The sequence below is a fragment of the Chromatiaceae bacterium genome (assembly GCA_024235395.1).
Taxonomy (GTDB): Bacteria; Pseudomonadota; Gammaproteobacteria; order Chromatiales; family Chromatiaceae; genus Thiosocius.
The window spans coordinates 425,889-451,395 of the sequence record JACKMK010000002.1; the positions used below are offsets into that span (position 1 = coordinate 425,889).

A 25,507-nucleotide genomic window follows, 5' to 3' on the forward strand; every position below is an offset into this window, starting at 1 on the left:
CCGGTCCGCGCTTGCGCTCAGCGGCGAACGCGGACGGGTCCGCCGGCACGGACGCCGACTTTTTCGGGGCCTGCTCAGAGCACCGCCAGGTGATTGTCCCAGTGGCTGTCGTCGAACGACTGCGCACGGCGCGAATCGCCGATCCTGCCCACGCTAAGGCGGCCGCGCCCGTCACTGCACCAGAGTTCGTCACCGCTGACGGCGAGACCGCAGACGTCGTCCTGATCGAACGCGTCGACGAAGCGTCCGTCCGCCGACCAGCAGGTCACCAGGCCGCCGCGCGGTGAAGAGACCGCGAAACCGCTGCCGTCGGCATAGAACGCCACGCTTCCGCAATAGTTGCGCATGCGTCGCTGTACCTCCGGGGGTGCTTCAAGCCACTGCACCGCCGCGTCGCGGCGTGCCAGCGCGACCAGGGGTGGCCGGTCGCTGCGCGGTCCCTCGTACTGCATCACCAGCGCCACGCGGTCGTCGGCGGCGATGTCGATGTGGCGGATGCTCAGGCGCTGCCACTGCAGCGGCGTCGGGTACTGCGCGCGCAGCCGGCCGTCGGCCGCGTCGAGGAAGGTCAGCGAGGCACGCATCGTGTCGAGATTGAGCTTGGCGCGCGGCGTGTCGGGGTGGGTGCGGATACCACCGTTCGCGACCACCAGGGTGCGGCCGTCGCTGAGCAGGCGCAGTTCATGTGGGCCGATACCGAGGCTGTCGAGTTCACCGATGCGGCGGTAGCCGTCGGTCGTGTCGTATACACCGATCCGGCCGTTGCCGGTCGCATAGTCGTTCTCCGTCGCATACAACAACCGGTCGTCCACGGAGAACACGCCGTGGCCGTAGAAATGCCGGCCCCGCGCGGCGTGCAGGGTCGCCGCCGGACGGCCTTCGGGCAGCGAGAGCAGCTGCATGAATTCGCCCGGTCGGCGTGCGAACACCACGGCGCTGCGCCGGTCGTGACTGACCGCGAACCCGTGTCCACGTGCCGGCAGACGCGGGTTGCTGATCACCCGGCCAGTGCTGTCGAACAACGTCGCGAAGTGTTCGCCCGCGGTGTTGCTGCGGCAGCTGAGCAGCCGTTGTGTGCCGTGGCCGGCAAATACCCGCAGCGGGATACCGATCGCCAGGGCCGCGGCGGCCTTGAGCAGCAGGCGCCGGTCAGTCGCCATCGAGGCTGTTGAAACCGAGCGGCAGGCCGAGCGCCGTGGACAGGTCGCGGCCGATCCGCAGCTTGAGCTCGGCCAGCGTCTCCCGGACCGCCTCGATGCGGTGCCAGCCGCCGGGGTCCGCCAGCAGTGCATCGAGCGGTCCGTCCAGCGCGTCCAGCCGTTGTCGCGCATCGCCGAAACCCGCGACGATCTGTGCGTCGAGAGCGGCCTCGACCCGCGGCTGAAAGCCGATCCGGTACAGCGCCTCGGTGGCGGCGAGGTTTTCACGGATCGCGTCGAGCGACAGACCGCTGCGCCAGCCCTCGGCGCGGCGCGGTGCTGCATGCTGCGGATCGGTACCGAGCGGTCGACCGAGTTTCTGATCCGCCACGCGCTCCAGCTGGGTATGCAGATTGTTCAACAGGCGCGCGCTGAGTTCGTCCGCACTGTCGTAATAGTCGTTGCCTTCGCTGGCATCGGCGAACAGCAGGCGGTGCGCGTCGTCGCCGTCCTGCCATTCATGCAGCGTGTCGCGCGCCATGCGCGCCAGGTTGGCCGTCATCGCGCCGATCACCCGGCATTCCCAGTCCGGGTCGATGTCGGGCGGCGGCGTGTACAGCAGCCGTTCGAGGGCGCCGAAACCCTGCACCGCGGCACTCCCGGCGGCGAAGGTATCGGGTTCCAGCGTCGCGGGATCAGGCGTGCTCATCAATGCGTTCAGATGCCGGTTGATGGCGCCGCGCTTGTCCGGCCACAACTGGAATCGGAAATCGCGCGAGAGTACCTGGATCGGGCCGAACCGCATGTGCTGGATGCCCTGCCAGGCGAGGAAGGCCTCGCGATAGCGGTCGCGCAGCGCCTGCCTATCGCAGCCTGCCTCGGCGGTGGCCTGCAACTGTGCGGTCGTGGTGGCGAGGCGCGCATAGGCCGGCACCAGGTGCCGTTCGGCGACCGCGCTGTTGAGCGCATTGGCAGGCATCGGGCCGGCGAGTGCCGGCAACGCGGCGAACAGACCGAGCAATGCGCCGGCAAACCACGGGCGTATCGACGAAGCGATCATTCAGAGGCTCTCCACGAACTTGATGAGTTGGTTGCGTTGCTCGGTCGAGAGCGCGACCACGGCGTCGCGCTGCCGCTGTGCCTCGCCGCCGTGCCACAACACCGCCTCCAGGGGACTGCGTGCGCGACCGTCGTGGAGGTAACCGCGCTGCCTCCCGTCCGCTATGCTCAGGCCGATGCCCCAGAGCGGCGCGGTGCGCCATTCGCGGCCGCCGGCGCCGCCTTCGACGAGGCCGTCGGCCAGGTCCTCTCCGAGATCGTGCAGCAACAGGTCCGAATAGGCGGGCGATGTCGGGCCCCCGTGCTGCGCGGGGGCATGCAGGTGGGGCGTATGGCACGCGTCGCAACCGATCTGCCCGAACAGCCGCCGGCCGGCGTCTACCACGGGATCCTCGGTGATGGGGCGCGCCGGGACTGCGAGTCGACGGGCGTAGAGACTGACCAGATCGACGACCTGATCATCCGCCTCGAGTTCTCCGTGCTGCGGGCTCTTGCCGTGCGGCGCGCGGCGACACGCAAGCTGGTATGCGGTGCAGTCGCCGGCACCGTCCGGGTACAGGGGCACCGCGATCCCGAGGTCGCGGGCGAATGCCTGCTGCACCTGTTGGTTGACGCTCGGGCTGCCGGCCTTGTGTCCGAAACGCCCCAGCACGGTCTTTCCGGTGCGATCGTCCACGACCCGATTCGGCCGCCCCGAGATACCGTCGCCATCGCGGTCATCCGGGTCGGCGCGTGCCAGTATGTCGCGTTCATCGACCGCCTCGAGCAGGCCCAGACCGATCAGCGGGGGTGCGATCCGCGGCGACAGACGCGTGTCCGGGTGCAGCGGTCCATACCCCAGGTCTTCGACGGTATAGCGCGGTCTGCGCAGCTCCGCCGATGTGCCATCGGCGAACTGGACGACCTCGCTGGTGTAGTGCACCGCAAGGCGGAACTCGGCATCGTGGCCACCAATCGCCAGCGGTTGCATCTGGGCGCCGTAGACCGGGTCTGGGCGGGGCGCGCCACGCGTGCTTTCTTTGGGGTCGTCGAGTGATGCAACCCGGCCGGCACGCATCACCAGGGCCGGTGTCCCCCGGTGCGAGGGGACGGGTGGACGAAGCCGGGCGTCTCCTGTGTGGCACTGGCTGCAGGCGCGCGCGTTGTACAGCGGCCCGAGGCCGTCGGCGGCTTGGGTCGAGGCCGGGGCGCTGACCCAGATCCGCTCGAACAGGCTGCGGCCCAGAACGAGGTCGAGGCCGGATGCGGGATTCGTGAAGCGACGCTCGCCGGGCTGACCGGATGCGGTCGCATCGGTCGCCGGTTGCGGCGACGCGCAGGCGACACAGCAGGTCAAACCGAATAGGCACAGCAGTGGGCGAAGAGGGTACGGCATGGTGTGCGGGTGCTTGGTCGGATCCGGGCGAAGGAGGCTGTGTGCAGGACTGGCAGGACGCCGATTCAGCGGTCCGGGCGCCCGTCCAATGCGGCTGCGCGCAACATCGCATTGCGTCGACCGCGCCGACTCGCCAATGCCGCTCGCACGAGGGCACGGCACAGGGCGAACAGACGGCGGCGCAATGGCCGATGGTGGGGATTCTCTGGCGCCGGCATCACGCGCAGGCGCAGGCGAGGCCGTCGGACGCCGCCCACTGCGCGGCGAGCGCCTCGTCGAGTATCCGGTTGGCGCAGTCTCGGCATCGCCCGCAACAGGTCGCGACCTTCAGTTCGTTACCGAGTTGTTCCATCGATGCGACGCCCCGGTCGACCGCCGCGCGGATCTGGTGGTCGGTGACCCCGTTACAGATGCAGACGTACATGCCTGGTGTCCCCTCGATTGCCTGTCTGAACAGAGTAGTAGAAATGAGAATGATTAGCAACTCTTTTACCAATACTGGCCAGGTTTTCGAAACGGTACTGCAAACAATCGCTTAGCTTGATGGTACCCGGGTCGGCGACTACACTCAGGTGCCTTGGCGAGCCACTCCGTCGCGGACCAGCCAGCCGTTGTTTCATCCGTTTTTCTCTGGAGGTACCGGATGCAAGGTGATCCGCAGGTCGTGCAGGGTCTCAACCTCTGTCTCAAAGACCAACTCACGGCGATCAATCAGTTGTTTCTGCACGCGCGAATGGCGCGCGACTGGGGACTGCGCGAGTTCGACGCCTACGAATACAAGCGCTCGATCAAGGCGATGAAGATGGCCGACGTGCTGATCGAGCGCGTGCTGTTCCTCGAAGGGCTGCCGAACATGCAGGATTCCGGCAAGCTGCTGATCGGTGAAAACATACCCGAGATGCTGCACGGCGACCTGCAATTGCTGAACGCGATCCGCTGCAACCAGCAGGAGACCATTCAGCTATGCGAGCAGGCGCGCGATTTCGTCAGCCGTGATCAGCTGCAGGAGATGCTCGAGGAGACCGAGGAGCATATCGATTGGGTCGAGACACAGCAGTACCTGATCGCCAATGTCGGCCTGGAAAACTACCTGCAGTCGCAGATGGGGGATTGAGCATGAAAGGCAAGAAGAAGGTCCTCGAACATCTGCAGAAACTACTCAACGGCGAGCTTGCTGCGCGTGACCAGTACTTCATCCATTCGCGGATGTACAAGGACTGGGGTCTGCACGCGCTGTACGAACGCATCGATCATGAAATGCAGGAAGAGACCGAGCATGCGGACGCCCTGATCGAACGCATGCTGTTTCTCGAAGCGCAGCCGGATCTCGGCAGCCCCGACAAGCTGCGGGTGGGAACGACCGTGCCCGAGATGTTGAAGAACGACCTGGCCGTCGAGTACGAGGTGACCGACGCGCTCAAGGACGCGATCAAGACGTGCGAAAAGGAACAGGATTACGACACCCGCATGATCCTGACCAAGCTGCTCGACGACACCGAGATGGATCATGCCTACTGGCTGGAGAAGCAGCTCAATCTGATCGAGATGCTGGGGCTCAAGAACTACCTGCAGTCGCAGATGGGTGGCAATTCCACCGCCTGATCCTCTGCGGCATCCCCGAAACCAAAAAGGCCGCCCTCGGGGCGGCCAAAGCGACAGTAGCGCTGGAGGTTACTGGATCACTTTGTCGGGGGCATCGATGCTGTCCGAGCCCTCGAACGCGATCGCATCGAGGCCGAGCACACCGACCGCCTGTTCGATCGCCTTGGTCTGCTCGATCAGGGCGTCGATCGCCGCCTTGACCTTGGCGTTGCCGGTGCTGTTGCCTGCGCCGATCATCTGGTCATAGGCCTCGCCGGCTTGCGCCGTGTCGACCAGCACCTGCATCTTTGCGAGCGTCGCGTCCAGCCGTTCGCGAAGTCGTGCATCGGCGGCCGGGTCGCGCGCGGCGACCAGGTCGGCCAGGCTGGGACCGCTCAGCTCGGTGCCATCGGCGCGTCTGTAGGTACCGGTGTACACGTTTTGGATGCCGCGTGCGTCGTCATAGTGCGACCAGTGGGTGTTGTCGCTGAAGCAGTCATGCTCCTCTTCGGGGTCATGCAGCATCAGTCCGAGTTTCATCCGCTCGCCGGCGAGTTCGCCGTAAGACAGGCTCCCCATGCCAGTGAAGATCGCCGCGAGCCCGGCCTGGGCGCCTTGCTGGCGCAACGCTTCACGGGCTGCCCCGTCGACCGCCCACTGGTCGGTCATCCACTGCAGATCCTCGACCAGCAGATCGGTCACGGCCCTGAGGTAGGCCGCACGGCGCCCACAGTTGCCCCACGAGCAGTTGCGGACATCGTAGTCGCTCGCCGGTCGCGCACCCGCACCCGGTCGCGTCCCGTTGAGATCCTGGCCCCAGAGCAGAAACTCGATCGCGTGGTAACCGGTCGCCACATTGGTCTCGACGCCGTCGATTTCGTGCAGTGTCTCGGCAAGCAATGCCGGTGTGATTGCACGCGCGTCGATCTCGCGTCCAAACACCTTGAGCGTCGGATTGGCGACCACATTGGCCGTGTAGTAGGGGTTCTCGTCAGACTCGCCGCCATAGCTGGCGGCGACGTAGTCGATCAGGCCCTCGTCGAGCGGCCAGGCATTCACCTTGCCTTCCCATTCATCGACGATCGGATTGCCGAACCGGAAGGCCTCTGACTGCTGATACGGATGGCGGGCGGCGACCCAGGCGCCACGTGCGGCCGCCAGGTTCGTCTCTGTCGGCGCACTGATCAACGCATCGACGGCCTGTTGCAGGGTGGTGGCGGTCTGCAGCGCGTCGCCGTAGGTCGCGTGCGCGACGTCGGCGTAGTGCTCCAGAACCGCCTCGGGTGTCGCGGCCTGTGCCGCCACACCACACAGCAGACTGGCCCAGAGGGTCAGTGGTTTCATCATTGGCTCGGCTCCTTGTCGTTAGAATTCGACGGCGACCTTCGCGGTGACGGTGTCGGCGTCGTCACCGTTGTAGTCTTCGTCGTTGCGGTATTCGAGTGCCACGCTGGTGCCCTCGAAGATTTCGACCGTCAGCGCGCCACCGACGCGTTTCTCGCTGACCGTCGGGTCGATGTTTTCGTAACCGTCTGTGCCCTGATAGGCGAGTGCAAACACGGCCGGCTTGCCGACCAGATCGAATGAGAAGCCCGCTTCCAGGTTGAATGCCTCGGGCTGGTCGTCGGTACCGGGAACGTCGTCGACGGCGGCTACGTATTCGGCGATGAATGCGAACGGACCGGCGTCGAGGCGCGCGCTTGCGGCCCAACCCGCGGTATCGTCGTCGTTGGCGAATTCGATGCCGTCATCGATCGTCTCGAACAGTCCGTCCGTCTCGCCGATGTCGTTGATGTAGCCGATGTGGCCGGCGAACTGCATGTCCTCGCCACCCATTTCCGCATTCAGCGCCGCACCGAAGTTTTCGATCTGATCGTCGCGATCGCCCTGGAAGGTGTAGACCGTGCCGGTCACCGCGCCGAATTTCATTCCGGCGAGGATCGCGGTGTCGCTGGTCTCGCCGAGGTCGAGGGTCAGCGGGTCGCTGATCATATTGGTGTCGAAGGTGCCGAACGGCACGTACATGATTCCGCCGGCGACGAACCAGTTGCTGTCCGGATCGGCGATGGTCACGATCGCGACGTCGACGTTCAGGTCGCCGTTGTTGTCGGTCTCTTCCTCGTACAGCAGGGTCGTCTCGGCCGCGACCCAGTCGTTGATCTGCGCAGCGATGCCGACCTCGACGGTCGCCGCGACGATGTCGCTCTCGTCGTCGCCATCCGAGGACACGTGCCCGGCCTCGAGTTCGATCACGCCGCCGACCTCGATGCTGTCGGTCCAGCGGTGGCCTTCCGGCGACTCGCGGATCGACGGGTTCGAGACCAGTTCCTGGATCTGGCGGTCTTTCTCGCGGATCACATCGTTCTGCGCCTGTACCTGTTCTTCCAGTGCCTTGAGGCGTGCCTTGATCGCCGCCAGTTCGTCGTCGATCGGCGACCCGAGCGCGATCCCTGAGGCGGCCAGTGCGCTGATAACGGAAACGGCCAGTGCGGTTTTTTTCATGTATGACTCCCGGTTTTTTTTCGGATCTGCGCAGCGGGGCGGCCGCTGCTCGTATGCCTATTTGTAGATGAACTCGTGGCGATTGCTTCGAGCCCCGCCTCTGAAGGCACCGGCGGCGTGACCGGTGGCTGTTGCGATGATGGCGGCGCTTTCCGGCGTCGATCGGGGACTGCGCAGCACCGAGCTAGATCGCGGCATCAGCCTGTTTTTCTTGAGTTCTTCACCCTTGGTGGCCGCGCTGTTGCACTGTGATATGCGGATCGTAATACGAACGATTCGCAAACGCAATACATTTTCCGGGTAGGTGTGTGCCTTCGGGTCGGCTCCGAGGGGAGGGCAGGTTGACTTGCGGACATGAAAAAGCCGGCACGAGGCCGGCTTCCGGGAGCGATATCGGGTTGGGCGCCGTTCAGAAGGCCACGCCGGGTTTCTTGCCGAGCTTCTTGAGGATCGTCGCCAGCGGACAGAAGCCGGTGAATGCAGACTGAAACAGGTTGAGGCCGATGAAGCCGGTGAACCACAGCCAGTACTCGTGATGGAACAGCGGACTGGCCGGTACGCCGAGCGCGAGGGTGAGCATGATCATGATCCCGGCGAATGCCAGGACGATGCGTTCAATCGACATAGGGTCTCTCCAAAATGGGTCCGGGAAACCGCTGATACGGCTCGCGGTGTAAAACGCCAAAGATATTAGCATCATCTAATATATAAAGTCAAGTGGAGACAATCGTTTAGCCCTTCAAACGCCCAAAATTACCGACCGGCCGCCGCAACCGATTCACGCAAATGCGTATGATTCGTGATTGCATTATAGCGCCGCCCTTGGTCTACTGAGGCGGCGGCGCAAACGCGTCGGGACACCCGGCCGGGTTTCCGGTCGGCGAGCCTCTATCGGATCGGAACAGCGTATGAAGACATCGGCCAAGCTGCTGGCTTTGCTCACCCTGGTAGTGCCAACCGCGGCGTCGGCGTCTGATGACCTTGCCGCGCTCGGGCGTGCGCTGTACTTCGACGGCAATCTTTCATACAACCGTACCCAATCGTGTGCCTCCTGCCATGCGCCGGATCGCGCCTTTGTCGATCCGCGCGGCGCCGGCGAGCTGGCTGCGGCCTCGCTCGGCGACGACGGCCGTTCGATCGGCGATCGCAATGCACCGAGTGCGGCCTACGCCCGTTTCAGCCCGCCCTTTCATCGGCGCGATGACGGTCGCTATGTCGGTGGCCAGTTCCTGGATGGGCGTGCACGCGACCTCGCGGAGCAGGCTGGCGGTCCGCCACTCAATCCGATCGAGATGGGTATGCCGGACAAGGCGGCGGTGGTCGCACGGCTGCGAGCGAACCCCACCTACGTCGACGGTTTCCGCCGGCTGTTCGGAGAAGACGTCTGGGACCAGGTGGATACCGGTTATGCCGCGATGACGGAATGCATCGCGGCCTTTGAACAGACGCCCGAGTTTGCGCCGTTCGACTCGAAGTACGACCGCTACCTGCGCGGCGAGTACCGTCTGACCGAACAGGAAGACCTCGGTATGACGCTGTTCTTCTCACAGCAGTTCACCAACTGCAATCTCTGCCACCAGCTCAAGCCACGCGCGGCGATGGCCGGTGAGACCTTCAGCAACTACGAGTTCCACAACATCGGCACGCCGCCGAACCGGGCGCTGCGGGCATTGAATGGCAAGGGGGAGGCGTTCGTCGACCGCGGTCTGCTCGACCACCCCGCGGTAGACGACTCCGCTCAGGCCGGCCGGTTCAAGGTACCGAGTCTGCGCAATGTCGCCGTGACCGGGCCCTACATGCACAACGGTGTGTTCAAGGACCTGCGTACCGTGGTCCTGTTCTACAACAAGTACAACAGCCGCAGCGCGCGCCGCCAGATCAACCCGGAGACCGGCGAACGCTGGGCCGGGCCCGAGGTCGGCGAGAATCTGTCGTTGAAGGAACTCGAGACGGGTCCGGCGCTCGACGACCGGCGAGTGGATGCACTGGTCGCGTTCATGAAGACGCTGACCGACCAGCGTTACGAACCGCTGCTGGACGTCCAATGAACTGTCGGCCCGGTGACGGCCGCCTGGGGGCCGGGCCGCCGTCGCGCGCAGCACTCGAGGCACAGGCGCTGCAGCCAACGTTTGGACTCAAGGTCCAGACACCGCAGATCTGCGACACACAACGACGGATGTGACAACAGCTCGCGCAGCAGCGTGACCGGAACAGCCACGCGCACCATCGGCTGCGCATCGAACCCACATTCGCACATCGTGTCGGCGCCCGGGCGGTCCGATCGACGGGGCTCACGAGGGCACTGCGGTCGTCCCTGCGGCACCGTCAAGGCGTCTCTGCGGTCGTGACGCTGTCGAGCGCCCGGGCGAAGGTCGCAATGCCGGACGAACGCAGAAACACATGCGGTTTCGCGTGTCGCTTGCAGAAACGTTTCAACCGGTAATAGGCATCGTGACTGACGCTGTCGGTGGCGCAGACCACGGCGTCTGCCGACGACAACATTGCGTCGAGGCGCTGCCTGTTGTCCTCGAGGCCGCCGTCGTGATGTTCGAACAGACCATTGCAGCGCGCGACCAGGTCGCGGTATTGCTCGATCAGCCGACTGCGCCCACCGACGCACAGGATGCGCCTGCCGTGCAGGTTGGGGCACTCGCCGCATGGCGTGTTGCGGCAGCCGTCGCATGCCGTGGTCGCCTGGGTGATCAGGTGCTCGAGTCCAGCGGTCTCGGCACCTCGCTCACCGCATTCACGCTCGATCGATACGCGCGACCTTTCCGCAGCGGTGACCGCGGCCTGCAGCTCGTCGCAGCGCCGACGCAGTCGATCGTTGCAGCGGTGTGCCGCGGCCAGCTGGCGCTCCAGATTCGCAGCCCGTTCGAAACCGCAGGCGGCGCGCAGCCTGGCCAGCTCGCGGTCTTGCTCCTCGCGTTGGGAAAGCAGTCGGCGGCGCTCTGCGTCGAGCGTTGTCAGGCGATGCTGCAGGTCGCGCGTTTCCGCCTCGCGTGCTCCGAGCCGGACGCGCGTGCGTCGCTGCAGGTCGTCGAATGCGTGCCGTATCGAACCCAGCTCGGCCTCCACGGTTCGCAGCTTCTGCAGATCGGCACGCTGCCCGGCGCCGACCTGGTGAGACAGCATGTGCACCTGCTCGAATGCCTGCGTTGTCAGTGCGTCGTCGCAGCGCGGATGGGTCAATGTCGCCCACAGGGCGCCCGCAACCTCACCGGACGACAGCGCGCCCTGCCACAGTGCTTCGAGTGCGTCGCGGCTACGTGCCTTGGCAAAACGTTTCACGTCGCCGGCGAACTTTTTCTCCAACGCCTTGTGGGTCGCGAGCGACAGGCTGTTGCGCGCGTCGGCCGCTGAGACGAAGCTGACGTGCAGTGCATAATCGTCGAGCGTTCCGGCAGATGCGTTGCCGTGATTTCGCGCGATGCGCCTCAGTTCGGCGGCGTCCAGACAGGTGCCGATGATCGGACAATGCAGTTTGTGTGCGAGTGTCCAGAGCTTGCGTCGCGTTCGCTGTTGCGCGGCGCGGTGCGCCCGATCGTCGGGTGGCAGCGCCAGTCCCGCGGGCTTTGGGTGCGACGGCGGCCAGGCGGCCTTCCCGGGGGAAGGCTGCAGATCCTCGTCGGTGGCGGCATGCGACGACGGTACGTTCAACAGATCACACATCCGCGCCTCCCGCGGTGCCTGTTGGCCCGGCCAACCAGCGCCAGTGCGCCTTCAGGCGCAGGTAGCTGCACAGCACTCCGGAACCGCCCTCGAAGCCGGGATGGCTGCACAACAGCTCGATGTGCCGCACGACCGAGTTGGCGATCGCCGGTGAACGCGTTTCCAGGTAATGTCGGATCAACTGACCGAGCCGCTGTTCGAGCGCCTCGGTGGTGTATCTCGTCTCGGATGGAGCGGGACGTGACGGGATGTCAATGGACGACATGGCATGGGCCTCCAGTTGGCGGAATGTTGAACATTCGCGGCTGGCTGGCGGCCGCAGGCGGTGCGGCCCCTGGCTGGCATGCGCGTTGTGTTGGCCCGCTGCCGGGCCTACTTGGTCAGGATGAGTTTTCCCTGGCGCGTCAGTCGCAAGGTATAGGTTTCACCGTGGTGATCGATCAACACGAGCTTGCGATCGCCAAACAGCGACCGGCTGTCGATGCGTGCCTGTTTCGGTGACGACAGCGCACTGGGTGCAGCATCATCGACGGCGTGTGGGTTCGGTTTCTCGACGTTCATCACTGCGGCGGCGGGGGACCATGGTTTGCAGTCTAGCGCCGCAGGAAATAATGTCAATAAGAATCATTCGCAATAAAATCAGTGCAGTGGATGGGTGGATGTCAATCCCGGGGGATGTTGAGATGTGTATCGTGGGCAGCAGTCAATCGCCGGGTCGGTGCGGCGTCACGCGCGCGGCGGGGTACGGGGCACGCATCGCAGCGCTTTGCGCCATCGTGCTGGTGCCGATGGCGAGTCCGGCCGACGAGGCCAACGACGAGGCACGCTGGTTGTCCAATACCCGGCAGCTTACGTTCGAGGGACGGCGGGCCGGCGAGGGCTATTTCAGTCGCGACGGCCAGCGCCTGATCTTCCAGTCGGAACGCGACCCCGCGAATCCTTTCTACCAGATCCACCTGCTCGATCTGGCCACCGGCGACGTGCAGCGAATCTCGCCCGGAACGGGCAAGGCGACCTGCTCGTGGATCCATCCGCGCGGCGATCGGGTGTTGTATGCGTCCACCGATGCCGATCCGCAGACCGCCGGGAAGATGCAGGCGGAACTGGATTTCCGTGCCTCCGGGCAGCAGCGTCGCTACAGCTGGGACTTCGATCCGCAATACGAGATCTATGCGCAGGACCTGACAGACGGCAGCCGCATCAATCTGACCCGGAGCGAGGGCTACGACGCCGAGGGTGCCTACTCGCCCGACGGCAGACTGATCGTATTCGCGTCCAATCGTGCGGCCTACGACGGCAGCATGACCGACGCGCAGGGTGCCGTGTTCGAGCACGACAAGTCGTACATGATGGACATCTACCTGATGAACGCGGACGGCACCCAGGTCCGCCGCCTGACCGACACTCCCGGCTACGACGGTGGGCCCTTCTTCAGCCCCGACGGTGGGCAGATCACCTGGCGGCGCTTCTCGACCGACGGCAGTCGCGCCGAGATCCACACCATGGACCTCGCGACCGGCGTGCAACGCCAGGTCACCCGCATGGGGGTCATGTCCTGGGCGCCGTTTTTTCATCCGAGCGGTGATTACCTGATCTTCGCGTCGAACCGCGAGGGCTTCGCCAATTTCGAGCTGTTTATCGTCGATGCGGCCGGGCGGCGCGAACCGGTGCGGGTGACATTCACCGGGGGGTTCGACGGCCTGCCGGTGTTCTCGCCGGACGGCGCCCGGCTGGCCTGGACCTCGAACCGCACCTCGAATCAGCAGAGCCAGTTGTTCATCGCCGACTGGAACGATGCGGAGGCGCGTCGGCAGCTGCAGCTGCCAGACAGTCGGGCAACCGCAGCCGCGGCTGTCGTGGCCGCGTCGGATACGACCCTGAGTGAGATCCGCGCCGAAGACGCACGCCTGCACGTCGTGCGGCTGGCCGGCGACGCGATGCAGGGTCGGTTGACCGGCACGGCCGGCGAACGCCTCGCAACCGACTATGTCGCCGGTGTTTTCGAGCGCATCGGACTCGAACCGGCCGGCGACGAAGGTTACTTTCAGGCCTTCCCGTTCACCGCTGCGGCCACCCTGGGTGAGGGCAACCACCTGCGGATCGCGGGTGTCGACGGGACGGACGATCTGCAGGTCGACCGCGACTGGCGTCCGCTGGCGTTGTCGCGCAGCGGCGAGGTCCCGGCGACCGGTGTCGTGTTCGCAGGCTATGGGATCGTCGCGCCCGGCACGGACAAGGTGCCGGACTATGATGCCTATGGCGGGCTCGATGTGGCCGGCAAGTGGGTCATGGTGCTGCGCTTCCAGCCCGAGTCCGTGCCGCCGGAATGGCGCCGACACCTGCTGCACTACTCCGATCTCGCGTACAAGGCGGCCGTCGCGAAGCGGCACGGCGCGGTCGGACTGATCGTGGTCACAGGCCCGAACGCCGCAGCCCGCGACCGGCTGGTCGAGTTGCGTCTCGACACCGCCGGCGCCACGACGACGCTCGGTGGTATCTCGGTCAGCGATGCGCTCGCGGAACGCATGCTGCAAACGGTGGGCAGGGACCTGACGACGCTGCAGACAGCGCTCGACAAGGGTGAGTCGGCAGAGGGTTTCGATCTGGGCGGCGTGCAGCTCGCGGCGGTGTTGGATATCCAGCGCGAGAAGGGTCAGGGACGCAACGTGCTGGCGCGTCTGCCGGCGACCAGCGCCAGCGGGCTACCACCGCTGGCGATCGGCGCGCACGTCGATCACCTCGGCCATGGACAGGTGTCCGGGTCGCTGGCGCACGACGACGAACGCGGTGCTATCCATCACGGTGCCGACGACAACGCCTCCGGGGTCGCCGCGATGCTGGAGATCGCACAGCATCTCGCCGGTCTGCGACGGGAAGGCCGGCTGCAATCCCGGCGCGACATCCTGTTCGCCGCATGGTCGGGCGAAGAACTCGGCACCCTGGGGTCACAGCATTTCGTCGACCGGCTGGCCGGCACCGGCGATCTGCGTGGCAAGGTGGCCGCCTATCTCAATATGGACATGGTCGGCCACCTGAAGGACAGGCTTTACCTGCAGGCGACCGGCTCAAGTCCGATCTGGACGCGCGAAATCGAACGTCGCAACGTTCCGTTGGGTCTGCCGATCGCGACCAAGGCCGATCCCTATCTCCCGACCGACTCGACACCCTTCTACATGCAGGGGGTGCCGGTGCTGAATGCGTTCACCGGGGCGCACGAGGATTACTCATCGCCGCGCGATACCGCGGACACGCTGAACTATGCCGGGATACGCGACGTTGCACGGTTGTTCGATGGCATCGCCGCATCGTTGGCGCGGGCCGAGGACACACCCGAGTATGTCGCCGTGACGCGCCAGTCGAGTGGACTTTCACGCAGCCATCTGCGTGCCTATCTCGGGACCATCCCGGCATACGGGCAGGACGAGGCGGTCAAGGGCGTACGGTTGCAGGGTGCCGTCAAGGGCGCACCGGCAGAACGGGCCGGCGTGCGCAACGGTGACCTGCTCGTTGGGCTGGCGGGCGTCGAGATCGCCAGTATCCACGACTTCATGAACGCACTCGCCGGCCTGAAGGCCGGCGAGCCGACCGGGATGACCGTGCTGCGCAACGGCGAAACCCTGGTCCTCGAGGTCGTTCCGACGGCGCGCGAGTGATGTCCGGGCGGGGTCGGGGAATGCCCGGGACAGGGCGTGGTTGACGGCGTGGCGCTGCCGTCATTGGATGGGCGGCAAGGTCCGCGGGCAAGGTATTGAACGTGCTTTTCGGCTATCTCGACGCATTGTGGAACATCCTGCTCGACCTTTCGCCGGCCCTGTTGCTGGGTCTGCTGCTGGCCGGGGTCTTGCGGGTGTTTTTTCCCGAAGGGATGGTCCGGGCGCACCTCAGCCAGTCCAGCCTCGGCAGCGTCGTGCGCGCCGCGCTGATCGGTGTGCCGATGCCGCTGTGTTCCTGCGGGGTCGTGCCGACAGCGATAGGCCTGCGCAACCAGGGTGCCTCGCCCGGTGCGACGACCTCGTTCCTGATCAGTACGCCGCAGACCGGGGTCGATTCGATCCTGGTCAGCGCGGCGTTCCTCGGTTGGCCGTTTGCATTGTTCAAGGTGGTGGCGGCATTCTTCAGCGGAGTCGCCGGCGGATGGCTGGTCAACCGTTTCACGGCCCCCGATGCGGCCGCGGCGGAACTCGAGCAAGGCGAACATTGGCGGGATGTCGACAACCGGCTGCTCGCGGTGCTGCGTTACGCGCTGTTCGATATCCTCGCGGCGATCGACCTGTGGCTGATCGGCGGTGTGCTGCTCGCCGCATTGATCACCTTCGCGGTACCGGCTGACTACTTCGCCTCGGTGGGCTGGGCACAGGGCGTAGGCGGCATGCTGCTGGTCCTTGCGGTATCGCTGCCATTGTACGTGTGCACCACCAGCTCGGTGCCGATCGCCGCTTCGTTGATCGCCGCCGGCATGCCGGCGGGCTCGGCGCTGGTGTTTCTGATGGCCGGCCCGGCGACCAATGTGGCGACCATGGGGGCCGTCTACCGGGCGCTCGGCGCACGCGTCCTCGCGCTCTATCTCGGAACAGTGATCGTCGCCAGCGTGGGGCTGGGGATGACGTTCGATTTCATCATCGGCGGGACCACGGTGGTGACCGGTGCGCACGCACACGCGACGCGGGCCTGGTGGGAGATCGCCTCGGCGGTATTGCTGCTAGCGCTGATGACCTACCTGCTGGCCCGTCGTCTGCGTCGACGCTGGCTGCCGGACCGCGATCGCGTGTCGGACCAGCCGCAACTGACGCTGCAGGTCGAAGGCATGTCGTGCCAGCATTGCGCCGCCAGCGTGTCACAGGCGTTGCAGGCGGCGGACGCGGTCGAGCGGGTCGACGTCGAATTGTCCTCGGGACGCGTACAGGTCTGGGGCGGCGATCTGCGGCGTGACCGCCTGGCCGCGGTGGTCACGCGTGCCGGGTACAAGGTCGTCGACGCGGAGTGACTGCTCTATACTGGAAAAGACTATGAAGACCCCGTCCAAGACCGTCTTTCCGCAGCGCCTCGAGGTTCCCTCCTGGTTGCGTGCGCATGGCATCTTCCCGACCCGGCAGCGTGTCCAGGTGGCCGAGGCGCTGCTATGCAGACCGCAGCACCTCACTGCCGACCAGCTGTTGCAGCGGGTCAATGCGGAGCACCCATCGGTGTCGCGGGCGACGATCTACAACACCCTCGGTGCATTCGTGCGTGCCGGCCTGGTGCGGGTCGTCAGCATTGACGGCGGCACCGTCTGCTATGACTCCTCGGTCCACCACCACGCACATGTCTACCACGAGGATACCGGCGAGGTGGTGGATGCCGATATCGATCTGCTCAAGCTGGCCCATGGCATCCCGCTACCCGAGTCGGTCGAGATTGTCGACGCCGATTTTGTCGTACGGGTACGCAGCAAGACGCCCGATTGAAGTCGTAGGGGTTTCAGGTCGGCGGGAGCGGAGCTGCTGCGGCATCCGTCCGCCGTCACACCCGGCGACTTCGAATTCACTTTGACGACGCCTGCCTTTCCGAAATCAGAACAATTCTCCGAAAATCAACAAGCTGAATCCTGGTTGAGCGTATCGAACGAGAGCGTCCGTTCAACCTGCAGACGTCGCGATGGCGAGAAGCGTGATTGCGGTGCCCGTCGCCGAGGCGTGTTGCTGGCGGCGCCGGCGCTGCCGAGAGCCTGTACACCCGCATGGACCGAATGTTCGATCCGGTCCCGTACCAAGTACCCACGGTCGGGGCGAATGCGGTGACCGGCGAGAAGATCCAGCCAGGCAGGATGCCGTTCTTCGGTCCGCGACTTCGGGCACGTGGTGTGATCAGCCGCAATGCCTGTCACAAGCCGGGTACCGGGGAAGACGACGACCGCGGGAGCGCGGATACGCCGAAGCCACCGCTCCAGGGTCCGGGCGGCGCCAGTCCGTAACGCCCCCTGCTGCACCAACCCTGGCGCAACCGCGCGGTTGGGCCTGGGTTAATTCCTTATTTTTGCATGTAAATCGGCGGAATCACGGTTGACAAAGAGCAGTTGGGCGTAGAATCTGGTCGGCATTTATTATTCGAGGACGACATTGATGTCGCGAGTGCTGATAGTCGATGACCAGCTGATCAGCCGCATGATTCTCGAACAACTGATCCGGTCGATCGGTGACGAAACGGAGGCAGTATCGTTCGCCGATCCGGTGAAGGCACTCGAATGGGCCAAGGAAAACCGCCACGACCTCGTCCTCACCGATCTTAAGATGCCCAACATGAGCGGCGTCGAGTTCACCCAGTGGCTGCGCAAGACGCCCACCTGCGTCGACGTACCGGTGATCGTGATCACCTGTATGGACGACCAGACGACAAAATATCGCGCGCTTGAGGCCGGTGCGACCGATTTTCTCACCAAACCTATCGACCATCACGAATGCCGTGCCCGTTGTCGCAATCTGCTCAAGCTGCGGCAGCAGCAGTCGATAATCCGGGATAGGGCACGTTGGCTCGAGAAGGAAATCACAGAAAAGACGCGCGAGTTGCAGTTGCGCGAGCGGGAGACCCTGTTGCGCCTCGCAAAGGCGGGGGAGTACCGCGACAGTGATACCAACGGACACGTGCTACGCATGGCGTATACGGCACGCCTGATCGCCGAGACGCTGGGTAAAGACGCCGAGTACTGCGACATCATCGAACAGGCCGCTCCCATGCATGACATTGGCAAGATCGGTGTGCCCGACCGGATTCTGCTCAAGCCGGGAAGGCTCGATGCGCACGAACGGTCGGTGATGATGCAGCACACCCGTATCGGATACGAGATCCTGCGTGACAGCCCGTCGATGTATCTGCAGTTCGGTGCGACGATCGCGTGGTGTCATCACGAAAAGTACGCCGGCGACGGTTATCCGCGCGGGCTCAAGGGTGACGAGATCCCGATCGAAGCGCGGATCGTCGCGATCGCCGATGTGTTTGATGCGCTGCTATCCGAGCGACCGTACAAACAACCATGGCCGGTGGAGCAGGCGCTGGACCTGATCCGCAAGGAATCGGGACGACATTTCGATCCGGAGTGCGTAGAGGCCATGTTGCTGAATCTGGATCGCATCGTGGCTTCACGTTCGCTGTTGGAGTTCGACACTGAGCCGAAGGCCGGATGAGCCTCGCATGCCATGTCCCAGTTCCGATCGATCATTAGCTTCATCACGCGACGTCGCACCGTCATAGAACCCGAACTGGAGCAGGGCCTGCTTCGGATCGGGATCATCTCCGCCATGGTGATCTACCTGGCGGTCACACACTTCCTCGAACCCACGCGCATGCATGCGCTGGCGCTGTATTCAGCGGTCGGATTCCTGTTGTTCAGTTTCGGACTGTTCAGCTGGATAGCGATCAAGCCCACCGCGTCGACACCACGCCGGGTGATCGGCGTACTGCACGACGTGATCGGTCCGACCTACGGAATGTACTTCTTCGGCGAGACGACCGTCCCCTTCTACATCGTTTACCTGTGGGTCATCTTCGGCAACGGCTTCCGGTTCGGGACGCCGTACCTGGTGCTGGCCGCCACCGGGAGTACCCTCGGCTTCGGCCTGGTGATCTCGTTCAACCCGTATTGGCAGGCACATCTGCAACTGGGTGTCGGACTGCTGGTCGGTCTGGTGGTGCTGCCCGCGTATGTCGCGATGCTGCTTGCACGCCTCAACCTGGCCAAGCAGCAGGCAATCGAGGCGAATCAGGCGAAATCACGCTTCCTCGCCACGATGAGTCATGAGTTGCGCACGCCGCTCAACGGCGTAATCGGGATCGCGGATCTGCTGCGAACCACGCCGTTGAATCGTGAGCAGGAGGACCACGTGCGGACGATCAGTGTATCCGCAGCCAGCCTGCTGTCGCTGATCGACGACGTGCTCGACATCTCGAAGATCGAGGCCGGCAAGATGACCCTCGAGCTGGTCGATTTCGACCTGCATCGGCTGGTCAGCAATACCGCGAAGATGATGGCCGCGCCGGCGGGCAAGAAGAATCTGCGCCTCAACTACCGTGTCTCTCCGGAACTGCCGTATTCCTTGCGTGGCAGCGAGCACCATCTGCAACAGATCCTGGTGAACCTGATCGGCAACGCGATCAAGTTCACCGAAACCGGGCAGATAGACATCAACGTGGCGCGTGCCGAGCCGCGTCCTGACGACGCTGCGGTCTGGGTGCGATTCGACGTGATCGACACCGGCATCGGTATCCCCCCCGAGGCTCAGCAGCGGATCTTCGAGCGGTTCGCCCAGGCCGATGACTCGACCACCCGGCGGTATGGTGGCACCGGTCTGGGGATCACCATCAGCAAGCAACTCGCCGAGTTGATGGGTGGCGAGATCGGGGTCGCCAGCGAGGTTGGCCGGGGCAGCACCTTCTGGATAGAACTGCCGTTCACCGAACTTCCGGTGGCGGTGGACAAACAGGCCGACACCCAGACACTCGCCAGGAGCCGGGTGCTCGTGGTCGGCGCCGACTACGCTGAGAATCGTCGGCTGATGAAGGTGCTATCCGGTTGGGGCGTGACCGCCGAGCAACGCGACGGGTCGGCACAGGCCATCGCGGAACTGGTCAATGCGACCAATATCGGCGATCCCTACAATACGGTGATCGTCGATGCCCGTGGCATGCACAGCGATCCGGCGCAACTGTTGCAGACGGCGAAACAGGACCGCTCGCTCCAGTCGCTGGCGTTCGTGTTGATCTCGCCCCCGCTGCCCGGTGACGACTGGAAGCGAAAGCTGCTCGACACCGGCTTTGCGGCCGTCCTCGCGACGCCGTTCGACAAGACACTGTTGTTCAATGCGCTGCACTCTGCCTACGTCAGTGCGGTCGACGACCCGCACGTGGCGAATTTCATCGACCACTACGCGCGCGAACGTAAGGTCCTGTCACCCCTTGAGATCCTGGTTGCCGAAGACAATGAGACCAACCGCAAGGTGGTGCGAGGCATCCTCGAAAAGGCGGGTCACCGGGTGTATGTGGTCGAAAATGGCGAGCAGGCGCTGGATGCGTTGGAGGCGCACCGTTTCGATATCGCGTTGTTCGACATCCAGATGCCGGTCATGGACGGTCTCGAAGCGCTGAAGGTGTATCGATTCACGCACGCCGATGACAAGACGATTCCGGTGATCATGCTGTCCGCTGACGTGACGCCGGAGGCACGCGCGGAATGCAGGGACGCCGGCGCGGCGGAGTTCATCGCCAAGCCCATCCTGGCGAGGAATCTGCTGGAGTCGTTGACCAAGGTGCTGCACGAGCAACGTCCACCGGGCACGCCGAGCCCGAGCCAGGGCGTGGACGCGAACCGCCAGGGACCCGGCAGGTCACAGCCTTCGCGCCCGGTCGGCGAGGTGATCGACCGTCAGGCGCTGCGTGACCTCGAAGACCTCGGCGGCGGGCTGGGTTTTCTGATCAATCTGGTTGACGGTTTCGTCAAGGACGCCGACAACCTGTTCGACCAGCTCGACAAATCGGTCGCGGTGCGCTCCGCCACGCAGTTCCGCGACCTGTCCCACGCGCTCAAAGGCAGCGCCGGCAGCGTCGGTGCACGCCGGCTGCACGAACTCGCCGGTCACGCTTGCCGGATCGGCGACCAGGATTTCGCGCGCATGGCCCCGGTCGCGGTTTCCGAGATGCGCTCGGCACTCGACGAGGCCCGCTCCGCCCTGCACGTCTACATCAACGAACGCGAGAGCCAGGTCTCGCGCAGTTGATGCGGCTCAGCCGACGTCGGCCAGCGGCTGCTGGGCGACGGCCTTGTTCTGCGAGCGGATCAGCCGATCCATGATCTTCAGATCACGGTCCCTGAGGCGCAACGCGGCGTCCACCCAGATCAGCGCAATCTCCTCGAGCTCCCGATGCGTGACCGGATTGACTGCCTTGCGCACCCGTTCGAGGGCCATCATCGTGTTCGGCGAGCGACGTTGCCGCTCGGAGATGTAGTCGCGTACCGTCGCTTCACCCTGGCCGGGTTCGGCGAGGATGTCGATCACGCCCATTTCGTGCAGTTCCTCGGCCTGCCAGGTCTTGCCGCTCAGGATCACGCGCTCGGTTTCGGTGGCACCGAGCCGGCGTGACAGGAAGCTGTAGGCACCCATCCCCGGGAACAGGTTGAACAGCACCTCCGGGAGGCCCATCTGGACGCCGCGCTCCGCGACGATCAGATTGGCGGCCAGCGCACCTTCCATGCCGCCACCGAGGGCCGCACCCTGGATCAGGCTGATCGTGGTGAGCGGCAACCCGAAGCCCGTCGATACCTGGTGCGAGACGTCGATGCAGGCGCGCGCATAGTCTTCGAGGCCCTGCCGGTCGCGCCGGTCGATCAGCGAGCGGAACAGGTTCAGATCCCCGCCGAGGTTGAAGGTCCCTTTGACCCGCGATCCGTAGACCAGAAAACACGGTTTTTCGGCGGCCACCGAGCGGTCGATACCCAGGCGCTGCAGGTGCTTTGGCAGGCGCAGGATCTCGCCGAGCAACTCGGGCGTGAAACACGGCCTCGGTCGTGGGTTCATGTAGCACCAGACGGTTCCCTCGCCGTAGTTCCATTCGACATCCAGTTGGTCAAATGTTTTTGCTTTGACTGCCGCGGGCATATCAACAGACATGGTGGTTCTCCTCCGAGGGTTCGGTCTTTTTCAGTGGTCGGATCAGCGTGACAGCTCGCTTTTTCCAGATTACGTCCATATGATTTCCATTCTCAATAGATTTCTTCTTTTTTCTTGACATGCGCCAGAAAGAATGCTGTGACTAATGGCTTCCCTTAGGGCCCGGCGGGCCGCGCAGCGCGGGCCGGAGCTTACAGGAGCTCGGTGTCGTCGTGTGCATAAGGGGGGCTGCAACAACACAGGATCACCAGCTCATCCGGGCCGGTGTTCTTGACGCAATGCGGCGTGTTCGGGGCGATCGCGATCGTATCGCCGGGACGGATCGCGAACCGCTCCTCTCCCAGCGTCATGAGCCCCTCTCCGGCGCTGACGTGGTACAGCTCTTCGCTGGCGATATGGCGATGCAGCGCGGTCTGCTGGCCGGGCGCGACGCGTGCCTCGGCCAGGCTCTGGTTGCGGTTGCCATGAACGCCGGGATGCATGAGTTCGCGGATCACCGACCCGTCCTTGGTCTGGTACGCCGGTTGGCGGTCGTAGCGGGTCAACATACCGACCTCCGTGTCCGGGTGGTCACAGCGCGATTGCGGCGACCCCCGAGACCATCAATGCCCCGGCCAGCAGATGCCGGCCCAGATGCCGTTCTCCAAACAGCATAGCCCCGTAGAGCACCCCGAAAAGCAGACTGGTGCGTTTTGTCGCAATCATGTAGGCGGCCTCGATCATCCCCAGGGCCATGAAGTGCGTGACCACCATCACCGCCATGCAACCGGAGACCAGGAGCAGCGGCAACACGCCAAAGCGTGCCACGCGCAGCGCCCGCGGCCGGAAGAGGGTGACCAGGAACAGCGTGACGCCGCCGAGCAAGGAAAAGTACAAGGCGCCGAACTGCTGTGGTGGCACCCACTGCATGGCCGCCTTACCGCCGACCGAAGTAAACGCATAGATGATCGCGCTGCCCAGCATCAGGCGGGAGCCAGGGTTGCGCACGATCGCCCGCAGCGGAGCGATCAGTGCCGCGACGCTCAGGCGGCCGGGCTGTTCGAAATTCAGTACCCAGGACCCGGCGACCACCAAAACGATGCCGACCAGCCCCGGTCCGCTGACCGATTCACCGAGCACCACCCACCCGGTGACGACGACGAGCACCGGGGTGAACGCGAGGTAGGGGACCGTCAAGGCAAGCGGGTAGTCCCGAATTGCGACCAGGTACATCGTCATCGCCAGCAGTTCGAGCGGCAGCAGGAAGGTGATCCATCCCCAGAAAGGCGCCGGCAGCGCAGGCAGCTCGAAGGTCATGACCCACGGCGAGAGCAGCAGACCGCTCAGTCCGAGACGCACTACCAGCATCTCGAGCGCGTCCGCTGAACGCAGCCAGTGCTTGGCCGCCGCGTCCGAAGAGGCCAGTGCAAATGCGCAGATCAGGCTGAGCGAGAACCAGTCCAAACTCAGGGGGCTCGTCGGGTGACGTCCGCAACGTCCGTGGCACTGATCGGCAGGCCGGTCACCCGCTCGGCGCGAACGCCAACCGGCCGGTTTCCAAGGGGGTACGCGGTCTTGGCCGAATCATCGGGTCTTTGGCCCCAGGCCGGTCGCCTGTTACGATCCGGGATGGCTACAGTCAGGCCTTCGCAAAGTAACAATCTGGCTGCTCCAGTGGTTGGCAATTCGACCGGCAAGGCATGCCGCATGTCGCCCGCCCTGATTCCTGATCCGAACTATTTCGACAAGGAGAAAGACCCATGCAAAAGCATCTCATCGGTATTGCCGTATCGTCGATCCTGGCGTTCGCCGCCGCACCGGCTTTCGCCAACTGCGACCCGGGCGAAACGATCATAAAATTCAGTCACGTCACCAACGCAGACAAACATCCCAAAGGTATCGCCGCCAACCTGCTCGCGGAACGCGTCAACGAGCAGATGAACGGCAAGGCCTGCATGCAGGTGTTCCCCAACTCGACACTGTACGACGACGACAAGGTGCTCGAGGCGATGCTCAACGGGGATGTCCAGCTCGCGGCGCCGTCGCTGTCGAAGTTTGAGACCTTTACCAAGAAGTTCCGCATCTTCGATCTACCTTTCGTGTTCAAGGATGTTGCCGCAGTCGACCGGTTCCAGAATTCGGCAGACGGCGAGAAGCTGAAGAACTCGATGAACCGGCGCGGGCTCAAGGGCCTCGCATTCTGGCACAACGGTATGAAGCAGATCTCCGCCAACAAACCCTTGATCACGCCCGAAGACGCCAAGGGACTGAAGTTCCGCGTGCAGGCCTCCGATGTCCTGGTCGCGCAGTTCAACCAGCTCGGCGCCTCACCGCAGAAGATGTCGTTCAAAGAGGTATACGGTGGTCTTCAGACGAAGGTCATCGATGGACAGGAAAACACCTGGTCGAACATCTACGGACAGAAATTCTTCGAGGTCCAGGACGGCATCACCGAAAGCAATCACGGGATCCTCGATTACCTGGTCGTGACCTCCACCAAGTGGTGGGATTCGTTGCCCAACGACTTCCGTGATGAGTTCATGGGCATCCTCAAGGGTGTCACCGAGGAACGCAATGCCGAGTCTTCGCGTGTCAACGAGGAAAACAAGCAGTCGATCATCGCCGCCGGTGGCGTCGTCAGGACGTTGACCCCGGAGCAACGCCAGGCCTGGGTGGACGCGATGAAGCCGGTGTGGAAGAAGTTCGAGAAGGACATCGGCGCGGACCTGATGGACGCCGCGCTGAAATCCAACGAGGGCTGACCCAAGCGCACCACAGTGCTGCGAGGCCGCCAACCCGCAGGGGTCGGCGGCCTTTTTTGCGCACCTGCACGATGCCGCAATGGACGGTCGATATTTCTCCTAAACTCTCGTAAAGCGCCAACACCCGGCAAGCGGGGGAATCCATGCAAAAACAAGAAGCAACCACGAAGCTCGGCCGGATTGTCGACAATATCGAAGAAACCAGTATCGCCATCTGTCTCGGACTCATGACCGTGATCACGTTCGTCAACGTGGTCGCGCGCTATGTGTTTTCCGACAACATCCTGTGGGCGAAGGAGGCGACCGAGTACCTGTTCGCCTGGCTGGTGCTTATGGGCATGTCATATGGCGTCAAGAAACATGTCCATATCGGCGTGGACGTGGTGATCAGCCATCTCTCACCCGGCATGAAACGGTTCTTCGCCCTGTTCTCGGTGACCGCCTGCCTGGCGTTCGCGATCCTGCTGATGATCGGATCGTGGAAATATTGGTATCCGTTCGCCACCGAGCGCGCCTGGATGGAGACCGAAGATCTGCCGATGCCGGATATGTTGCAGTTTCTCGCCGACTGGATGAACGAGGGCGAACGCTACGAAAAGATTCCACGCTGGATTCCTTACCTTGCCCTGCCGATCGGGGTCGCGCTGTTGATCCTGCGCCTGCTGCAACAGGCCCGCAACATCCTGACCGGCAAGATCGACATGATCATCGCGAGTCACGAGGCGGAGGAGTTGTTGGAGGAGCTCGAGATGGTGTCTCCGCATGCCGGCGACGCGCCGGCGCGGAAGGGCGGGGAGGGCTGAG

At 64.2% G+C, this 25,507-nt stretch carries 24 protein-coding genes; 11 read left to right on the forward strand and 13 right to left on the reverse strand.

Features of this window, described 5'->3' with window-relative positions; genetic code table 11:
* Nucleotides 1-74: 74 nt before the first annotated feature.
* From H6955_10025 to H6955_10040, 4 genes are all read right to left on the reverse strand, one after another.
* The gene (locus H6955_10025; GenBank protein MCP5313886.1) at nucleotides 75-1,160 is read right to left on the reverse strand and encodes a DUF1513 domain-containing protein; all 1,086 of its coding nucleotides are present in this window, start codon (nucleotides 1,158-1,160) and stop codon (nucleotides 75-77) included.
* A complete protein-coding gene (locus H6955_10030; protein ID MCP5313887.1) occupies nucleotides 1,150-2,199 on the reverse strand; it encodes an imelysin family protein in 1,050 nt (349 codons plus the stop codon). The genes H6955_10025 and H6955_10030 overlap by 11 nt, the downstream gene beginning before the upstream one ends.
* Nucleotides 2,200-3,573: a thiol oxidoreductase gene (locus tag H6955_10035; GenBank protein MCP5313888.1), complete on the reverse strand. Its 1,374-nt coding sequence runs from the start codon at nucleotides 3,571-3,573 to the stop codon at nucleotides 2,200-2,202.
* Between the two features lie 217 nt (nucleotides 3,574-3,790).
* Nucleotides 3,791-3,997 carry a (2Fe-2S)-binding protein gene (locus H6955_10040; GenBank protein ID MCP5313889.1) on the reverse strand — a complete coding sequence of 69 codons (207 nt, stop codon included), beginning with the start codon at nucleotides 3,995-3,997 and terminating at the stop codon, nucleotides 3,791-3,793.
* A gap of 219 nt (nucleotides 3,998-4,216) precedes the next feature.
* Between H6955_10040 and bfr (H6955_10045) the strand changes: the two genes are divergently transcribed.
* Together bfr (H6955_10045) and bfr (H6955_10050) are read left to right on the forward strand one after the other, a co-directional pair.
* Entirely contained in the window at nucleotides 4,217-4,687 is a 471-nt protein-coding gene (gene bfr, locus H6955_10045; protein MCP5313890.1) for a bacterioferritin, read from the forward strand.
* 2 nt (nucleotides 4,688-4,689) lie between these two features.
* Nucleotides 4,690-5,175, forward strand: coding sequence for a bacterioferritin (gene bfr / locus H6955_10050; GenBank protein MCP5313891.1), 486 nt, complete (start codon nucleotides 4,690-4,692; stop codon nucleotides 5,173-5,175).
* Between the two features lie 69 nt (nucleotides 5,176-5,244).
* Here bfr (H6955_10050) and H6955_10055 read toward each other — a convergent pair whose 3' ends face one another.
* The 3 genes from H6955_10055 to H6955_10065 all read right to left on the reverse strand — a co-directional run bounded on the left by H6955_10055 (nucleotide 5,245) and on the right by H6955_10065 (nucleotide 8,281).
* Nucleotides 5,245-6,498: a peptidase gene (locus tag H6955_10055; GenBank protein MCP5313892.1), complete on the reverse strand. Its 1,254-nt coding sequence runs from the start codon at nucleotides 6,496-6,498 to the stop codon at nucleotides 5,245-5,247.
* A gap of 21 nt (nucleotides 6,499-6,519) precedes the next feature.
* A complete protein-coding gene (locus H6955_10060; protein MCP5313893.1) occupies nucleotides 6,520-7,656 on the reverse strand; it encodes an LbtU family siderophore porin in 1,137 nt (378 codons plus the stop codon).
* Between the two features lie 409 nt (nucleotides 7,657-8,065).
* Nucleotides 8,066-8,281, reverse strand: a complete 216-nt coding sequence (locus H6955_10065; protein MCP5313894.1) for a DUF2892 domain-containing protein — start codon at nucleotides 8,279-8,281, stop codon at nucleotides 8,066-8,068.
* Nucleotides 8,282-8,564: 283 nt separating this feature from the next.
* On the opposite strand from H6955_10065, the gene H6955_10070 reads away from it, so the two are divergent.
* Nucleotides 8,565-9,704: a methylamine utilization protein MauG gene (locus tag H6955_10070; protein MCP5313895.1), complete on the forward strand. Its 1,140-nt coding sequence runs from the start codon at nucleotides 8,565-8,567 to the stop codon at nucleotides 9,702-9,704.
* Between the two features lie 277 nt (nucleotides 9,705-9,981).
* Here H6955_10070 and H6955_10075 read toward each other — a convergent pair whose 3' ends face one another.
* The 3 genes from H6955_10075 to H6955_10085 all read right to left on the reverse strand — a co-directional run bounded on the left by H6955_10075 (nucleotide 9,982) and on the right by H6955_10085 (nucleotide 11,889).
* Nucleotides 9,982-11,328 carry a DUF2325 domain-containing protein gene (locus H6955_10075; protein MCP5313896.1) on the reverse strand — a complete coding sequence of 449 codons (1,347 nt, stop codon included), beginning with the start codon at nucleotides 11,326-11,328 and terminating at the stop codon, nucleotides 9,982-9,984.
* Complete coding sequence (locus tag H6955_10080; GenBank protein MCP5313897.1) at nucleotides 11,321-11,593, reverse strand: ATP dependent RNA helicase; 273 nt, start codon at nucleotides 11,591-11,593, stop codon at nucleotides 11,321-11,323. Before H6955_10080 ends, H6955_10075 begins: the two co-directional genes overlap by 8 nt.
* 107 nt (nucleotides 11,594-11,700) lie before the next feature.
* Nucleotides 11,701-11,889 carry a hemin uptake protein HemP gene (locus H6955_10085; protein ID MCP5313898.1) on the reverse strand — a complete coding sequence of 63 codons (189 nt, stop codon included), beginning with the start codon at nucleotides 11,887-11,889 and terminating at the stop codon, nucleotides 11,701-11,703.
* A 122-nt stretch (nucleotides 11,890-12,011) separates the two neighbouring features.
* Here H6955_10085 and H6955_10090 point away from each other — a divergent pair, with 122 nt between their 5' ends.
* The 6 genes from H6955_10090 to H6955_10115 all read left to right on the forward strand — a co-directional run bounded on the left by H6955_10090 (nucleotide 12,012) and on the right by H6955_10115 (nucleotide 21,071).
* A complete protein-coding gene (locus H6955_10090; protein MCP5313899.1) occupies nucleotides 12,012-14,981 on the forward strand; it encodes a M20/M25/M40 family metallo-hydrolase in 2,970 nt (989 codons plus the stop codon).
* A 101-nt stretch (nucleotides 14,982-15,082) separates the two neighbouring features.
* Complete coding sequence (locus tag H6955_10095; GenBank protein MCP5313900.1) at nucleotides 15,083-16,312, forward strand: permease; 1,230 nt, start codon at nucleotides 15,083-15,085, stop codon at nucleotides 16,310-16,312.
* A 22-nt stretch (nucleotides 16,313-16,334) separates the two neighbouring features.
* Nucleotides 16,335-16,772: a transcriptional repressor gene (locus tag H6955_10100; GenBank protein MCP5313901.1), complete on the forward strand. Its 438-nt coding sequence runs from the start codon at nucleotides 16,335-16,337 to the stop codon at nucleotides 16,770-16,772.
* Between the two features lie 272 nt (nucleotides 16,773-17,044).
* Nucleotides 17,045-17,278 carry a hypothetical protein gene (locus H6955_10105; GenBank protein MCP5313902.1) on the forward strand — a complete coding sequence of 78 codons (234 nt, stop codon included), beginning with the start codon at nucleotides 17,045-17,047 and terminating at the stop codon, nucleotides 17,276-17,278.
* A gap of 148 nt (nucleotides 17,279-17,426) precedes the next feature.
* Entirely contained in the window at nucleotides 17,427-18,485 is a 1,059-nt protein-coding gene (locus H6955_10110; GenBank protein MCP5313903.1) for a response regulator, read from the forward strand.
* A gap of 12 nt (nucleotides 18,486-18,497) precedes the next feature.
* Complete coding sequence (locus H6955_10115) at nucleotides 18,498-21,071, forward strand: response regulator (protein MCP5313904.1); 2,574 nt, start codon at nucleotides 18,498-18,500, stop codon at nucleotides 21,069-21,071.
* 6 nt (nucleotides 21,072-21,077) lie between these two features.
* On the opposite strand, the gene H6955_10120 is transcribed toward H6955_10115, so the two are convergent.
* The 3 genes from H6955_10120 to H6955_10130 all read right to left on the reverse strand — a co-directional run bounded on the left by H6955_10120 (nucleotide 21,078) and on the right by H6955_10130 (nucleotide 23,405).
* Nucleotides 21,078-21,962, reverse strand: a complete 885-nt coding sequence (locus H6955_10120; GenBank protein MCP5313905.1) for a crotonase/enoyl-CoA hydratase family protein — start codon at nucleotides 21,960-21,962, stop codon at nucleotides 21,078-21,080.
* 191 nt (nucleotides 21,963-22,153) lie between these two features.
* The gene (locus tag H6955_10125; protein MCP5313906.1) at nucleotides 22,154-22,510 is read right to left on the reverse strand and encodes a cupin domain-containing protein; all 357 of its coding nucleotides are present in this window, start codon (nucleotides 22,508-22,510) and stop codon (nucleotides 22,154-22,156) included.
* A 22-nt stretch (nucleotides 22,511-22,532) separates the two neighbouring features.
* Nucleotides 22,533-23,405 (reverse strand): EamA family transporter, encoded by an 873-nt coding sequence (locus tag H6955_10130; protein ID MCP5313907.1) that lies wholly within the window; start codon nucleotides 23,403-23,405, stop codon nucleotides 22,533-22,535.
* A gap of 296 nt (nucleotides 23,406-23,701) precedes the next feature.
* Between H6955_10130 and H6955_10135 the strand changes: the two genes are divergently transcribed.
* Both H6955_10135 and H6955_10140 read left to right on the forward strand, forming a co-directional pair.
* Nucleotides 23,702-24,703, forward strand: a complete 1,002-nt coding sequence (locus tag H6955_10135; GenBank protein MCP5313908.1) for a TRAP transporter substrate-binding protein — start codon at nucleotides 23,702-23,704, stop codon at nucleotides 24,701-24,703.
* A 143-nt stretch (nucleotides 24,704-24,846) separates the two neighbouring features.
* Entirely contained in the window at nucleotides 24,847-25,506 is a 660-nt protein-coding gene (locus tag H6955_10140; protein MCP5313909.1) for a TRAP transporter small permease, read from the forward strand.
* Nucleotide 25,507: the final 1 nt, after the last annotated feature.

What these genes read in the sequence shown, in the direction of transcription:
- H6955_10025 (MCP5313886.1), bottom strand. Translation starts at nt 1,160, where the DNA reads ATGGCGACTGACCGGCGCCTGCTGCTCAAGGCCGCCGCGGCCCTGGCG.
- H6955_10030 (MCP5313887.1), bottom strand. Translation starts at nt 2,199, where the DNA reads ATGATCGCTTCGTCGATACGCCCGTGGTTTGCCGGCGCATTGCTCGGT.
- H6955_10035 (MCP5313888.1), bottom strand. Translation starts at nt 3,573, where the DNA reads ATGCCGTACCCTCTTCGCCCACTGCTGTGCCTATTCGGTTTGACCTGC.
- H6955_10040 (MCP5313889.1), bottom strand. Translation starts at nt 3,997, where the DNA reads ATGTACGTCTGCATCTGTAACGGGGTCACCGACCACCAGATCCGCGCG.
- bfr (MCP5313890.1), top strand. Translation starts at nt 4,217, where the DNA reads ATGCAAGGTGATCCGCAGGTCGTGCAGGGTCTCAACCTCTGTCTCAAA.
- bfr (MCP5313891.1), top strand. Translation starts at nt 4,690, where the DNA reads ATGAAAGGCAAGAAGAAGGTCCTCGAACATCTGCAGAAACTACTCAAC.
- H6955_10055 (MCP5313892.1), bottom strand. Translation starts at nt 6,498, where the DNA reads ATGAAACCACTGACCCTCTGGGCCAGTCTGCTGTGTGGTGTGGCGGCA.
- H6955_10060 (MCP5313893.1), bottom strand. Translation starts at nt 7,656, where the DNA reads ATGAAAAAAACCGCACTGGCCGTTTCCGTTATCAGCGCACTGGCCGCC.
- H6955_10065 (MCP5313894.1), bottom strand. Translation starts at nt 8,281, where the DNA reads ATGTCGATTGAACGCATCGTCCTGGCATTCGCCGGGATCATGATCATG.
- H6955_10070 (MCP5313895.1), top strand. Translation starts at nt 8,565, where the DNA reads ATGAAGACATCGGCCAAGCTGCTGGCTTTGCTCACCCTGGTAGTGCCA.
- H6955_10075 (MCP5313896.1), bottom strand. Translation starts at nt 11,328, where the DNA reads ATGTGTGATCTGTTGAACGTACCGTCGTCGCATGCCGCCACCGACGAG.
- H6955_10080 (MCP5313897.1), bottom strand. Translation starts at nt 11,593, where the DNA reads ATGTCGTCCATTGACATCCCGTCACGTCCCGCTCCATCCGAGACGAGA.
- H6955_10085 (MCP5313898.1), bottom strand. Translation starts at nt 11,889, where the DNA reads ATGAACGTCGAGAAACCGAACCCACACGCCGTCGATGATGCTGCACCC.
- H6955_10090 (MCP5313899.1), top strand. Translation starts at nt 12,012, where the DNA reads ATGTGTATCGTGGGCAGCAGTCAATCGCCGGGTCGGTGCGGCGTCACG.
- H6955_10100 (MCP5313901.1), top strand. Translation starts at nt 16,335, where the DNA reads ATGAAGACCCCGTCCAAGACCGTCTTTCCGCAGCGCCTCGAGGTTCCC.
- H6955_10105 (MCP5313902.1), top strand. Translation starts at nt 17,045, where the DNA reads ATGGACCGAATGTTCGATCCGGTCCCGTACCAAGTACCCACGGTCGGG.
- H6955_10110 (MCP5313903.1), top strand. Translation starts at nt 17,427, where the DNA reads ATGTCGCGAGTGCTGATAGTCGATGACCAGCTGATCAGCCGCATGATT.
- H6955_10115 (MCP5313904.1), top strand. Translation starts at nt 18,498, where the DNA reads ATGTCCCAGTTCCGATCGATCATTAGCTTCATCACGCGACGTCGCACC.
- H6955_10120 (MCP5313905.1), bottom strand. Translation starts at nt 21,962, where the DNA reads ATGTCTGTTGATATGCCCGCGGCAGTCAAAGCAAAAACATTTGACCAA.
- H6955_10125 (MCP5313906.1), bottom strand. Translation starts at nt 22,510, where the DNA reads ATGTTGACCCGCTACGACCGCCAACCGGCGTACCAGACCAAGGACGGG.
- H6955_10135 (MCP5313908.1), top strand. Translation starts at nt 23,702, where the DNA reads ATGCAAAAGCATCTCATCGGTATTGCCGTATCGTCGATCCTGGCGTTC.
- H6955_10140 (MCP5313909.1), top strand. Translation starts at nt 24,847, where the DNA reads ATGCAAAAACAAGAAGCAACCACGAAGCTCGGCCGGATTGTCGACAAT.